Below are 13,380 nucleotides of genomic sequence, written 5' to 3'. Positions count from 1 at the left end.
GGCGCGATCAGGAGGCTTTTAGCAAAAGCGCGTAGAAGAAACCGTCGCAGTGCTGCTCACCCGGGAAGCGTTGCCGCCCTGGACCGGCCGCATGTCCGAACGGCGTCTCCAGCGGCTGCGCTCGCGCATCGGGCGTGCGCTGCAGGAATGCGGCGATCTGCGCCTGGTTTTCGCGTGCCAGCAGCGAGCAGGTGGTGTAGAGCAGCCGCCCGCCCGGACGCAGGGTGCGCCAGCTCGCATCCAGCAGGCGCGCCTGCAACGCACACAGCGCATCGATATCGTCGGCCCGGCGATGCAGCAGCACGTCCGGTTGCCGGCGCACGACTCCGGTGGCCGAACACGGCGCGTCCAGCAGCACCGCATCGAAGGGTTGGCCATCCCACCATGCGGCCAGGTCGGCGGCATCGGCGGCGTGCAGATGCACCTTCGCAGTCGGCACGGTGCGCTGCAGGGTGTGCTGCACGCGCTCCAGGCGGCGCGCATCCACGTCCAGCGCGGTGAGCTGCAGGCCGGGGTGGCGTTCCAGCAGATGCGCCGCCTTGCCGCCGGGCGCGGCGCAGGCATCGAGCACGCGTGCCGACGGGTCCAGCGCCAGCGCATCGGCTACCTGCTGCGCCGAGCCGTCCTGCACCGAAACCATGCCCTCGGCAAACCCAGGCAACTGGCTCACCGGCATCGCGCTCTCCAGCCGCACCGCGTCCGGGAGCAGCGCATCGACCTGCGCGGCAATGCCGGCTTCCGCCAACTGCGCGACATAGGCGGCCGGGTCGGTGTGCCCGCGGTGCACGCGCAGCCACATCGGCGCCATCTGCGCGCTCGCCACGAAGATGGCTTCGGCGCGCGCGCCCCAGTCGGCCCGCAACTGCTTGCGCAGCCATGACGGCCAGCTGGCGTCGTCGGCCACCGCCGGAAAGCCTTCGCGCTGCGCGCGTCGCAGGAGCGCGTTGACCATGCCGGCCTGGCGCGGCCGGCCCAACGCACGGCAGGCATCCACGCTGGCCGACAAGGCCGCGTGCGCGGGCAACTGCAGCACGTCGAGTTGGGCGAAGCCGGCCATCAGCAAGGCCTTGAGCTCGGCATCGCGCGGGGGCAACGGACGCTCCAGCCATTGCCGCAGCGCGACGTCGTATGCCGGGCGGCGGCGAACGACCGCAAAGCAGATCGCCTCCACCAGCGCGCGGTCGCGCGGGTCGGCCAGGCCGGGCAGCGCCGTGGCCAGTTCGGCCTTCAGCGAGCGCCCCTGATCGAACACGGCCGTCAGTACCCGCGTCGCCACCAGGCGCGAGGCGACGCCTGCAGCCACCGCATCGGCCGCCATCAGCGCAGCGCCGGTAGGTCGCGGCGCGCGTTGAGGTAATCGGCGGCGGTGATCGCCTTGCCGCCCTCGCGCTGCAATACGCGCACCCGCAGCGCGCCTTGCCCGCAGGCGATATCGATGCCCTGCTTGCTGGCCGCCAGCAGGGTGCCCGGCGGCTGCTGGTGGGCCAGTTCCAGCGCGACCGCACCATGCACGCGCACGCGCTCGCCGGCCAATTGCGCTTCGGCCACCGGCCAGGGATTGAACGCGCGTACGCGCCGCGCCAGGTCCGGTGCCGGCTGCGCCCAGTCCAGTCGTGCCTGTGCCTTGTCCAGCTTGTGCGCGTAGGTCACGCCGTGTTCCGGCTGCGGTTGCGCCACCGGGCGGATGCCGGCGCGCAACAGCCCCAGGCCGTCGGACAGAACCTGCGCACCCAGCGCCGCGAGGCGGTCGTGCAACTGGCCGCCGGTCTCCTGCTCGCCGATCTCGATGCGCTGGGACAGCAGCACCGGACCGGTGTCCAGCCCGGCCTCCATCTGCATCAGGCACACCCCGGTCTCGGTATCGCCGGCCTCGATCGCGCGCTGGATCGGCGCGGCGCCGCGCCAGCGCGGCAGCAGCGAGGCATGCACGTTCCAGCAGCCATGGGTTGGCGCAGCCAGCACCGCCTTGGGCAGGATCAGCCCGTAGGCCACCACCACCATCAGGTCGGCCTCGAGCCCGCGCAGCGTGGCCAGCGCCTCGGGCGAGCGCAGGGTCTGCGGCTGGTGCACCGGAATGCCACGCGCGACCGCCTCCAGCTTGACCGGCGACGGGGTCAGCCCGCGGCCACGGCCGGCCGGACGATCGGGCTGGGTATACACCGCCACCACTTCATGCCGCTGCGCGGCGGCGCGCAACGAGGCGACGGCGAACTCCGGCGTACCGGCGAAGACAATTCTCATAAGGCGGGGATTCGGGATTCGGGATTGGGGATTGGCAACAGCGGGGCTGGCCAGGGCGGAAACGACGTGGAGCTGACAGGGGAGAACGGGAGTGCGCGCGCAGATGCGAGTGGCGGCGTTATCGGACACCTACCGAGCGTCGGGAATCGGCATCCGCAACTGGAATGGGCTGCCTGCTACGGGCAACGGGGCCATCCACTGCCACATCCGGGTTTTCAGGGCCATCCGCACGCCGACCGGATGAAACCGCGTCGGCTCACGCACACGACAGATCGCATCACGATGCGCACCGAATGATTGAAACCAGCGGACTCACAGACCTGCAGACATCCGCTCTTGCCAATCCCCAATCCCCAATCCCGACTCCCCAATCCCAGCCCTCAAGCCACATGCTTGCGCATCTTGGCCAGCTTCTTGCGCACCATTTCGCGCTTGAGCGGCGACAGGTAATCCACGAACAGCTTGCCGTCCAGGTGATCCATTTCATGCTGGATGCACACCGCCAGCAGACCATCGGTGCTCAGCTCCTGGGCCTGCCCCTGACGATCGAGATAGCGCACGGTGATCGCATCGGCGCGGGTGACATCGGCAAAGATGCCCGGCACCGACAGACAGCCTTCCTGATACACCTGCTCGCCCTGCTTGCCGACGATCTCGGGATTGACGAACACCTGCGGGGCATTCTTCTCCTCGCTCACGTCGATGACCATGAAACGCTTGTGCACGTCCACCTGGCTGGCGGCCAGGCCGATGCCGGGCGCCTCGTACATGGTCTGAAACATGTCGTCGAGCAGGGTCTGGAACGCCGGGCTGACCACCTCGGCGGCATCGACCGGCACGGCCTTGGTGCGCAGCCGCGGGTCGGGAAATTCGAGAATAGGGAGCAGAGCCATGCGATTACCCGTCTGGGAACACCGGCCCGGCGCCGGCAAGACGGGGGCATTCTAGCGCACTGCTTGCGTGGCGCCCCGGTTTCTGGACTATAGTGCGCGGACCTGTTGGGGAATCAGGCAAGAAGGCACTCATGTTGAACCGACTTCGTACGGTCGTCGCTGCGGCGATGCTGACCGTCGCGACCTACGCTGCCGCGCAAGCGGTGGGCGAGCATCCAGACACCTATGTGGTCCGCAAGGGCGATACCTTGTGGGACATCGCCGGGCGTTTCCTGCAAAAACCATGGCTGTGGCCGGAGATCTGGCAGGCCAACCCGCAGATCCAGAATCCGCATCTGATCTATCCGGGCGACGTGATCAGCCTGGCCTACCTGGACCGCGTCGGCAAGGGCACGGTCCAGCCCGGCCCGCGCCAGGAAGCGCCGATCAATGCCATCCCGCTGTCGGACGTCGAGCCGTTCCTGAAGAACCTGCGCGTGGTCGAGGACTTCGACGAGCTGCCGTATGTGGTCGGCCTGGAAGGCGGCCGCACGCGTGCCACCACCGGGCAGGTCGCCTATGTGGTCGGCCTGGAAGACGCCCAGCCGGGTCAGCGCTACGCCGTGGTACGGCCGACCGTGAAGTTCAGCCTGCCCAAGCACAACGAAGACCTGGATGCGGCCGGCAACACCACGGCCGGCGCCGGCAACATCTGGAAGAACTACATCGCCCCGAGCACGCGCCGCGAATCGCTGGGCTACGAGCTGGCTCAGGTCAACGTCGGCACCATCACCCGCAGCGCGGCAGGCGGCAATTCCAAGGCGGCGACGCTGCTGCTGCAGGACAGCGGCCGCGAAGTGCGCGCCGGCGACCGCATCGTGGCCGTGGAAGCACAGCCGTACGACCTGCAGTTCATCCCGCACCCGCCGTCCGAACAGGCGCTGCAGACCGAACTGCGCGTGCTGGCGATCTCCGATGCCTTCATCGTCGGCGGTACCCGCGATGTGATCGCCATATCCGGCGGCGCCCGCGAAGGCATCAACAACGGCACGGTGTTCTCGATCTGGCGCAAGGGCCGCACGGTCAGCGACCGCGTCAAGCACTCGCGTTTTTCGCGCACCGACGACGACTTCAGCGGCCCGGCCGGCTCCACCGTCGGCCTGCCGGACGAGTACGCCTCGCACGCGATGGTGTTCCGCACCTACGACAAGGTCAGCTATGCGTTGGTGATGGAAAGCGTCAAGCCGACCGGCCTGGGCTACTTCGTCAAACATCCCGACGCGCAGTAAGCGAAACCCCCGATACACCAACGCGACGGCGCCCTAGGGCGCCGTCGTCGTTCGCGCGGCAGGCTGAGCGCATGACCCAGACCGCCGCCAACCTCCGCGACTTGCTGGTAGTGCTGCTGGCCGGCGGCCGCAGCCCACCGCGCCGCGCCTTGCTGGAAAGCTTCTCCACGGCCACCGCGCTGCTGGCGGCCGGGCCGCAGGCCTGGCGCGCCGCCGGCTGCGACGACCTGCAGACCGCCCGGCTGCAGGCCCCCGACGCGCAGCCCCTGGACGACGCCCTGCATTGGTGCACGCAGCCCGGGCATCATCTGATCGGCTGGCAGGATCCGGATTACCCCGCCCTGCTGCGTCACATCGCCAATCCGCCCCTGGCCTTGTTCGTGGATGGCGATCCGACTGCGCTCTGGCATCCCGGCGTGGCCGTGGTCGGCAGCCGCTCGGCCACCGCAGGCGGGCGCGACCACACCCGCGCGTTCGCTTCCAGCCTGGCCGGCGCCGGGCTGGGCATCATCAGCGGCATGGCGGCCGGCGTGGACGCCGTCGCGCACGAAGCCGCGCTGGCCCAGGCCGGCGGCATCACCGTAGCGGTAGTCGGTACCGGGCCCGATCTGAGCTACCCCGCCCATCACCAGGGGCTGCGCGACCGTATCGCAGCACGTGGCGCGGTGGTCAGCGAATACCTGCCCGGCACCCGCGCAGTGGCGGCGCATTTTCCGGCCCGCAACCGGATCATCGCCGGGCTGGCACTGGGCACCCTGGTGGTCGAGGCCGCGATGCGTTCGGGCGCGCTGATCACGGCGCGTCTGGCCGCCGAGGCGGGGCGCGAGGTGTTTGCCCTGCCCGGCTCGCTGCACAACCCGCTCGCGCGCGGCTGCCATCACCTGATCCGGCAGGGCGCCACGCTGACCGAGGAGCCCGCCCAGGTCATCGACGGGCTGCAACTGCTCTCGGGCGAGTTGGCCGCGGCCTTGCGCCAACGCCTGGCCGCCCCCATCACCACCGTTGACACGCCTCCTGGTACCACCACCGCACGCCCGGATCCCGACTACCAGCGCTTGTGGCACGCCCTGGGCCACGACCCAACCCCTATGGATTCACTGATCCAGCGCACCGGATTGACGGCTGCCGCGCTGTCCTCCATGCTGCTCATCATGGAACTGGAGGGAGACGTGGTTGCCGAGCACGGTCGCTATACCCGCAATCCCTAGTTTCTTCACCTCCACAGCGTCGCGCGACGCAGGCCGAGGGCAATGAAAGAGAGCATTCTCGATGTACTGCTGTACCTGTTCGAACATTACTTCAGCGAAGATGCGGACCTCGTCCGCGACCGTGACTCGCTACAGAACGGCCTGATCCAGGCCGGCTTCAGCCCCGCAGAAATCAGCAAGGCCTTCGATTGGCTGGACGCGCTTTCCGAGCAGCGGCCAAGCGTCGCGCGCCCGCATGTCGACGGACCGGTACGCATCTATCACGGCCCGGAGCTGGACAAGCTCGATGTGGATTGCCGTGGATTTCTGCTGTTCCTCGAGCAACACCGCATCCTCGACGCCGACCAGCGCGAGCTGGTGCTGGACCGCGCCATGGCCCTGGACCAGGACGAACTGGACCTGGACGATCTCAAATGGGTGGTCCTGATGGTGCTGTTCAACCAGCCTGGCGCGGAAGCGGCTTACGCCTGGATGGAAACCCAAATGTTCCTGGACGAGCCTGAACCCGTACACTGAGGGTCGACGGCGCCACGGACGCGCGCGAGGGAATGGGGATGAGCAGTTGGTATTACGCCGAGGGCAACCGCCAGCGGCGTGGTCCGGTGGACAGTGGGGTCCTGCTGGGCCTGTATCGCGAACGCCAGATCGCCCTGGACACGCTGATCTGGCGTGAGGGGCTGGACCAGTGGCGGCCGCTCTCCGCCTGCGCCGACATGCTCGGCCCGCCCGTCTCCACCGATCTGCACGCCGTCCCGGCACCACCACCGCTGCCGATGGCGGCACCGGGCGCCTGGCACCCCCATCCTGCTGCCACGCCGCCCTACCCGTCGGCCAGAGGCGCGGGCTGGCCGCTGGTATTGACCCTGATCGCGATCATCGGCGGCTTTTTCCTCATGGCCGTGCTCGGCATGCTTGCCGCCATCGCCGCGCGGTCCTACCAGGACTACCTGGCCCGTGCCAGGGTCACCCAGGCAGTGGCCGACCTGGCGCCGCTGAAACCGCAGATCGCCACCTTTCTCGCCAGCCAAGGCCGTTGCCCGGTCAACGGCGACGCCGGCTTCCCGGCACCGGAACACTATGCCTCCAATGCGTTCGCCAGCGTCCACATCGGCCGTTTCCAGACCACCGAGTGCGGCATCGAAGCGATCCTGCGAGCGCCGGATTCGCCGAGAATCGACGGCAAGACGGTATGGCTGGACCTGGATGCCGACGCCGACGTCTGGACCTGCAGCTCCGATATCGACGACCGCCAGCTTCCACCGAATTGCCGCGGCTGATCGGCCACGGCACGCATACCGCACCACCCACATCGCATCGCCAAGGGGACATCCATGACGCAGTGGTACTACGCCGACGCACAGCGGCAACGCCAGGGTCCGGTCGACACGGACACGCTTCGCACGCGCCTGTCGCAGGGCATCGTCGACCATTCCAGCCTGGTCTGGCGGGAAGGCCTGCCGCAGTGGGTCAGCCTGGGCGAGATCGTTGCCGAACTGCACCTCGACGCGCCGGGAGCGGCAGCGCCCCCACCGCCAGCCGATGCGCCGGTGCCAGCCCACGCAGTGGACGAGCACGCCGTGCACGAGACGGCCGCGGCCGCCGATCCGGCACGGCCGGCTGTCGCGTCGCTGGAGAGCACCCCGGCCGGGGAAGCCAGGCTGCAGACCTGGACGGGATCGGCCGAGCTCGCCGGGGCCGGTCCGCATGGGCCATCCGCCCCCGAGGCCGATGCCCCTGCCACGGCGGCAGATACCTCGCCCGCCGCTGCCCTGGATGCAGCGGACGAGCGACTGCGAACCGCGCCGCAGACGCCAGGCGGGCAGCCGTGGTCTTCCTCCGCAGCGCCCGAGGCGGACGCCCCGGCATGGCCCACCGCGTCGGTGGGTGCAGCCGATGCGGTCCTGCCGACGACGGCGACAGCGACGGGCGCGGCGGTCTCTCAGGCGGCCCCGGCGCCGGCAGGCAGGCCATTGCCCAGCGCCTGGGACAGCCCGACCGTCGCGTCCCCCGTTTCCGCTGCCGCGCACGATGCTCCGGTGGTCTATGCCGGCCTGTGGCGGCGGGTGGCCGCCAGCATCCTGGACAGCCTGGTGACCACCTTCGCGGTGTACCTGATCGTGATCCCGCTGGTGTTCGTGATTGCGATCGGGGCCGGCATGAGCGACGCCAGCTCGGCACTGGAGGATGGCAACGCACTCGGCATCGCACTGCTGGTGCTGTCCTACGGCATCGGCCTGGCCATTCCGACGGTGTACTTCGCCTGGATGCAGTCCAGCCGGCTACAGGCCAGCCTGGGCAAGCTCGCCTGCGGCATCAAGGTGGTCCGCGCCCACAGCGGCGGCGCGCGGGCCGGCTTCTGGCGCAATCTGCTGCGTTACGTGGCCTATATGCTGATCAGCGTACTCACCCTGGGCATCGGCCTGATCGTGACGGCCTTCATGGCCGGGATGAGTCAGCGCAAGCAGGCGCCGCACGACAAGGTCTGCGATACCCTGGTGGTGGACCGCTGGGCCTTCACCGATCACCCGGAGCGTCAGTCCAAGGGCCTGGATACGGTCTCGATCGTGGTGCTGATCATCTACGGGCTGTTGCTGCTGTTCTCGCTCGTGGTGCTGTCGTTCATGCTGGCAGCGATCGGAATGGGCAACAGCTGACAATCGCGGCCCCGGCCGCTTGACACGGCGGCGTCCGCCGTGATCTTTCTAGGAACAGACCTGAACGCCCGGGAGTCCTCCCCGGGCGTCACCATGTGGGAAACGGCCGATCTGCTTCCCTCGACCGGCCAATTAGGCCACGCTACCTGCCCCCCGGGCCTTGCCCCAAGAATTTGCCATCATGCCCAAGCACCTGCTCATCGTCGAATCGCCCGCCAAGGCCAAGACGATCAATAAATACCTCGGCAAGGACTTCACCGTCCTGGCCTCGTATGGGCACGTGCGCGATCTCGTTCCCAAGGAGGGCGCAGTCGATCCGGAGAACGGCTTTGCGATGCGCTACGACCTGATCGAGAAGAACGAGAAGCATGTCGAAGCCATCGCGCGTGCGGCCAAGGGCGCCGAAGACATCTTCCTGGCGACCGACCCGGACCGCGAGGGCGAGGCGATCAGCTGGCACATCGCCGAGATCCTGAAAGAACGCGGCCTGCTCAAGGACAAGCCGATGCAGCGGGTGGTGTTCACCGAAATCACCCCGCGCGCGATCAAGGAAGCCATGGCCAAGCCACGCGCGATCGCCGGCGACCTGGTGGACGCGCAACAGGCGCGCCGCGCGCTGGATTATCTGGTCGGCTTCAACCTGTCGCCGGTGCTGTGGCGCAAGGTGCAGCGCGGATTGTCGGCCGGGCGGGTGCAGTCGCCGGCGCTGCGCATGATCGTCGAGCGCGAGGAAGAGATCGAAGCCTTCATCCCGCGCGAATACTGGTCCATCGATGCGCATTGCCGGCATCCTTCGCAGGCCTTCAACGCGCGCCTGATCAAGCTGGATGGTCAGAAATTCGAGCAGTTCACCGTCACCGACGGCGACACCGCCGAGGCGGCGCGGCTGCGTATCCAGCAGGCCGCGCAGGGCATGCTGCATGTCACCGATGTGGCCAGCAAGGAGCGCAAGCGTCGCCCCGCCCCGCCGTTCACCACCTCCACGCTGCAGCAGGAAGCCTCGCGCAAGCTCGGCTTCACCACCCGCAAGACCATGCAGGTGGCGCAGAAGCTGTACGAAGGCGTGGCGCTGGGCGATGAAGGCTCGGTCGGCCTGATCAGCTACATGCGTACCGACTCGGTGAACCTGTCGCAGGACGCCCTGGCCGAAATCCGCGACGTGATCGCGCGCGATTACGGCACGGCCTCGTTGCCCGACCAGCCCAACGTCTACACCACCAAATCCAAGAACGCGCAGGAAGCCCACGAAGCGGTGCGTCCGACCTCCGCGCTGCGTACGCCGGCACAGGTGGCGCGCTTCCTGTCCGAGGACGAACGCCGCCTGTACGAATTGATCTGGCGCCGTGCAGTGGCCTGCCAGATGATTCCGGCCACGCTCAATACCGTCAGCGTGGACCTGTCGGCGGGCAGCGAGCACGTCTTCCGCGCCAGCGGCACCACCGTGGTGGTGCCCGGCTTCCTGGCCGTCTACGAAGAAGGCAAGGACACCAAGAGCAGCGAGGACGAGGACGAAGGACGCAAGCTGCCGCCGATGAAGGCCGGCGACAACGTTCCGCTGGACCGCATCGTCACCGACCAGCACTTCACCCAACCGCCGCCGCGCTATACCGAAGCGGCGCTGGTCAAGGCGCTGGAGGAATACGGCATCGGCCGTCCGTCCACCTACGCCTCGATCATCCAGACCCTGCAGTTCCGCAAGTACGTCGAGATGGAGGGCCGCAGCTTCCGCCCCACCGACGTCGGCCGCGCCGTGTCCAAGTTCCTGGCCGGGCATTTCACCCGCTACGTGGATTACGACTTCACCGCCAAGCTCGAAGACGACCTGGATGCGGTCTCGCGCGGCGAGGAGGAATGGATCCCGTTGATGGAAAAGTTCTGGGGCCCGTTCAAGGAACTGGTCGAGGACAAGAAGGATTCGCTGGACAAGACCGATGCCGGCAGCGTGCGTGTGCTCGGCACCGATCCGGCCAGCGGCAAGGAAGTGAGCGCGCGCATCGGTCGCTTCGGCCCGATGGTGCAGATCGGCACCGTGGAGGACGAAGAGAAGCCCACCTTCGCCTCGTTGCGGCCGGGCCAGAGCATCTATTCGATCTCCATCGAGGATGCGCTGGAACTGTTCAAGATGCCGCGCCTGCTCGGCCAGGACAAGGAGCAGAACGTCAGCGTCGGGATCGGCCGGTTCGGCCCGTTCGCGCGCCGCGGCAGCGTATATGCCTCGCTCAAGAAGGAAGACGACCCGTACACCATCGATCTGGCACGCGCGGTGTTCCTGATCGAAGAGAAGGAAGAGATCGCGCGCAACCGCGTCATCAAGGAATTCGACGGCAGCGACATACAGGTGCTCAACGGCCGCTTCGGCCCGTACATCAGCGATGGCAAGCTCAATGGCAAGATCCCGAAGGATCGCGAGCCGGCGTCGTTGAGCCTTGCGGAAGTGCAGCAGCTGCTGGCCGATACCGGCAAGCCGGTGCGCAAGGGCTTCGGCGCCAAGAAGGCCGCGCTCAAGAAGACCGTGGTCAAGGATTCGGCGCCGAAGAAGACGGCCGCCAAGAAGACCGCGACCAAGACCGCTGCCACCAGGACGGTGGCGAAAAAAGCGCCGGCCAAGAAGGCCGCGGCGAAGACCGTGGCCAAGAAGGCGGCCAAGCGCGTGGTCAAGAAGAGCGCAGGCTGAGCGACCGCATGGAGCGTACGCTGAGCCCGGACAGCGCTGCCGTCGTCGTGCGGCAGGGCGGCGTGATCGCCTACCCCACCGAAGCGGTCTGGGGGCTGGGCTGCGACCCGGCTCAGGAAGCGGCGGTGTTGCGCCTGCTGGAGATCAAGCGGCGTCCGGTGGACAAGGGCGTGATCGTGGTGGCCTCCGACGTGGCGCAGCTGCGCGACTGGGTCGACCTGGACGCGCTGGAGCCGGCACGCAGACAGGCCGTGCTGGCCAGCTGGCCCGGCCCGAACACCTGGATCCTGCCGATCACCGCCCGCGCACCGCGCTGGGTGACCGGTACCCACGACGGGCTGGCGGTGCGCATCAGCGCCCACCCGATCGTGGCCGCGCTGTGTGCGGCCTGGGGGGCGCCGCTGGTGTCCACCAGCGCCAATCTCGCCGGGCAGCCGCCGGCACGCAGCCGCGATGCCCTGGACCCGGCCCTGCTGGCCACCATCGACGGCGTGGTCGCCGGCGATGTCGGCGGCCTGGCCCAGCCCACCACGATCCGCGACGCGTGCAGCGGCCAGATCCTGCGCGACTGACGCCGCTCCAGCCCCATCCAGCGCCCGGCCAGGCCCGGGCAGCGCTCGTCTCGAGAGGGCCCCGCCAGGCCACCTCATGCCCGCGCTGGCGCCGCGATCCTGACCACCGCCCCTGTTCCCCGCGCTCGCCCATGCGCAGGCGCCACTGCCCCCAGGCCGGCGAGAGACTGGCGAACACGCCCGCCGCGGCACCTGGCCCGCGTCTGCGAGCGCGCGCGGCGCGGCTCCCTGCGACCTTTTGAACGGAACGTTGCCCGGGCCGAACCGCCGTGGCGCCCGGCCACATCGTGCGGTCGCTCCCAGGCAACCGTCGGCATTGTCCAGGCCGGGCCAGCGTTGCCGACGACGCGGCCACACCGCATCCACTGCGCGGCAACTGCGCCTGCACACTTTGCGGCGCGCCCGCCAAGCGCGCACACTCCGGCCATGCGCACTTCCCTGACTCTTCTGTTGCTGGCCTGTGCTTTGCCCGCTTCGGCAGCGAACACCGCCGCCAGGCCGGACCCGAACGTGCGGGTCTACCGCTGCGTGGGCAGCACCGGTGCGGTTGCCCTGCAGGACGCGCCGTGCAGCAGTGGCCGCCAGCAGGTGCTGGACCTGCAGCGGCCGCAGGATCCGCCGCCACGTCCGCAACGTCTCCAGGCACCGGCTCCGGTCGCCGCGCCCCCCACGCGCGAGGTCCGCATCGTCACCGTGCAACCGCCGCAGCCGATGTACGAGTGCACCACCGAAGACGGCCAGCGCTACACCAGCGACAGCCCGGAAGGAAACCCGCGCTGGGTTCCGACCTGGGGCCCTGCCTATGTGGGCCATGGCATCGCCGCGCGTCCGCCGGCCGGCATCCAGCGACCGCCGCTACCGGTCAGTCCGCGCCCGGCGGGCTCGCTGCAGGGCGGCTCCGGCCGCGGCGGCGGCCTGCGCGGCAGCGTCAGCTTCGGCACGGACGCGTCTGTGGGTGGCTATCAAGGCAGTTACCAGGGCGGTTATGGCGGCACGGTCATCGTTCCCTACGGCAATGTGCAGATCCGCGACGAGTGCCATGCACTTCCCGAGCAGGAAGTGTGCGCGCGCCTGGCCGATCGTCGCTGGGAGCTGATCCGTCGCTACAACAGCGCCCTGCAGAGCGAGCGGGTGGAACTCAGCCGCGAACAGCGCGGCATCGAGGCGCGCCAGCAACGCGATTGCGGCGGCGTATGAGGCGCGTACGGCTGTTCGGCCTGCTGGTCGTGGCCTGGGTAGCGGGCAGCGCGGCGCAGGAGGTGGCCATCTATCGCTGCACCGATCCCGGCGGCGCGCTCACGGTACAGAACATGCCGTGCCCGAAGGGCATGCAGCAGCAGAAGAAACTGATGACCGCTCCGGCGGCGGTGCCGTTTGCGCCGGGCGGATCGCCGGCCCCGGCGCCGGCGCGTCCCGCAGCTGCGGCCCCCACGCCGCCTGTCGCTCCTGCTGCGGCACCCGCCACGCCGGTGGCAGCCCCGGCGCCGCCCCCCACCAGCACCCTGCCACCGCCACCGCTGTTCGAATGCACGGCGCACGACAACGGCCGCTACTTCACCGAAGACCGCGAACCGGCCACGCGCTGCTTGCCGATGCAGACCACCAACCTGGCCGGCGGGCCGGCAACCGGCGGCGGGACCGCCTGCGAGGTGGTCACCGACCGCTGCGCACCGGTGCCGGACCAGAGCCTGTGCGAGGCCTGGCGCAAACGCGCCGAGCAGGCCGAGTCGACCTGGCGCTTCTCCGACCAGGCCCAAGCGGCCGAGCGCAAACAGCGCTACGACCAGATGCGGCGGGTCCTGGACGAAAGCCGCTGCGCCAATCCCTCGGCCGCGCCCTGACTGACTCTGCAGGGCTGCGTGCAGGAAGG

The 13,380-nt window shown here is 69.0% G+C and carries 12 protein-coding genes; 9 read left to right on the top strand and 3 right to left on the bottom strand.

Translation table 11 applies throughout. The features are described from left to right. Positions 1–7: 7 nt before the first annotated feature. The 3 genes from rsmB to def form a co-directional block, all read right to left on the bottom strand. A complete protein-coding gene (gene rsmB / locus LL964_RS14065) occupies positions 8–1,318 on the bottom strand; it encodes a 16S rRNA (cytosine(967)-C(5))-methyltransferase RsmB (protein WP_104585363.1) in 1,311 nt (436 codons plus the stop codon). Further along, positions 1,318–2,241, bottom strand: a complete 924-nt coding sequence (gene fmt, locus LL964_RS14060; protein WP_104585365.1) for a methionyl-tRNA formyltransferase — start codon at positions 2,239–2,241, stop codon at positions 1,318–1,320. Before fmt ends, rsmB begins: the two co-directional genes overlap by 1 nt. 380 nt (positions 2,242–2,621) lie before the next feature. After that, on the bottom strand, positions 2,622–3,134 hold the full coding sequence (gene def, locus LL964_RS14055) for a peptide deformylase (RefSeq protein ID WP_104585367.1): 513 nt from the start codon (positions 3,132–3,134) through the stop codon (positions 2,622–2,624). A gap of 131 nt (positions 3,135–3,265) precedes the next feature. Between def and LL964_RS14050 the strand changes: the two genes are divergently transcribed. The 9 genes from LL964_RS14050 (at position 3,266) to LL964_RS14010 (ending at position 13,351) form a co-directional block, all read left to right on the top strand. Further along, positions 3,266–4,402, top strand: a complete 1,137-nt coding sequence (locus tag LL964_RS14050; protein ID WP_104585369.1) for a LysM peptidoglycan-binding domain-containing protein — start codon at positions 3,266–3,268, stop codon at positions 4,400–4,402. 71 nt (positions 4,403–4,473) lie between these two features. Next, positions 4,474–5,610, top strand: coding sequence for a DNA-processing protein DprA (gene dprA, locus LL964_RS14045; protein WP_104585371.1), 1,137 nt, complete (start codon positions 4,474–4,476; stop codon positions 5,608–5,610). A gap of 42 nt (positions 5,611–5,652) precedes the next feature. Next, complete coding sequence (locus LL964_RS14040; RefSeq protein ID WP_003484452.1) at positions 5,653–6,126, top strand: DUF494 family protein; 474 nt, start codon at positions 5,653–5,655, stop codon at positions 6,124–6,126. A gap of 38 nt (positions 6,127–6,164) precedes the next feature. Then, on the top strand, positions 6,165–6,887 hold the full coding sequence (locus LL964_RS14035) for a pilin (protein WP_104585373.1): 723 nt from the start codon (positions 6,165–6,167) through the stop codon (positions 6,885–6,887). A gap of 54 nt (positions 6,888–6,941) precedes the next feature. Beyond that, positions 6,942–8,264, top strand: coding sequence for an RDD family protein (locus tag LL964_RS14030; RefSeq protein ID WP_104585375.1), 1,323 nt, complete (start codon positions 6,942–6,944; stop codon positions 8,262–8,264). A 181-nt stretch (positions 8,265–8,445) separates the two neighbouring features. After that, the gene (locus LL964_RS14025) at positions 8,446–10,938 is read left to right on the top strand and encodes a DNA topoisomerase I (RefSeq protein ID WP_104585377.1); all 2,493 of its coding nucleotides are present in this window, start codon (positions 8,446–8,448) and stop codon (positions 10,936–10,938) included. 8 nt (positions 10,939–10,946) lie between these two features. Further along, positions 10,947–11,510 (top strand): L-threonylcarbamoyladenylate synthase type 1 TsaC, encoded by a 564-nt coding sequence (tsaC, locus tag LL964_RS14020; protein WP_104585379.1) that lies wholly within the window; start codon positions 10,947–10,949, stop codon positions 11,508–11,510. A gap of 426 nt (positions 11,511–11,936) precedes the next feature. Next, positions 11,937–12,707 (top strand): hypothetical protein, encoded by a 771-nt coding sequence (locus tag LL964_RS14015; protein ID WP_104585381.1) that lies wholly within the window; start codon positions 11,937–11,939, stop codon positions 12,705–12,707. Then, on the top strand, positions 12,704–13,351 hold the full coding sequence (locus LL964_RS14010; protein WP_104585383.1) for a hypothetical protein: 648 nt from the start codon (positions 12,704–12,706) through the stop codon (positions 13,349–13,351). Before LL964_RS14015 ends, LL964_RS14010 begins: the two co-directional genes overlap by 4 nt. Positions 13,352–13,380 lie beyond the last annotated feature (29 nt).

It is taken from the genome of Xanthomonas melonis (genome assembly GCF_020783655.1).
In the GTDB taxonomy this organism is placed as follows: domain Bacteria; phylum Pseudomonadota; class Gammaproteobacteria; order Xanthomonadales; family Xanthomonadaceae; genus Xanthomonas; species Xanthomonas melonis.
The sequence above is the reverse complement of the archived record's forward strand: the minus strand, read 5'-3'. Positions and strand labels throughout refer to the sequence as shown.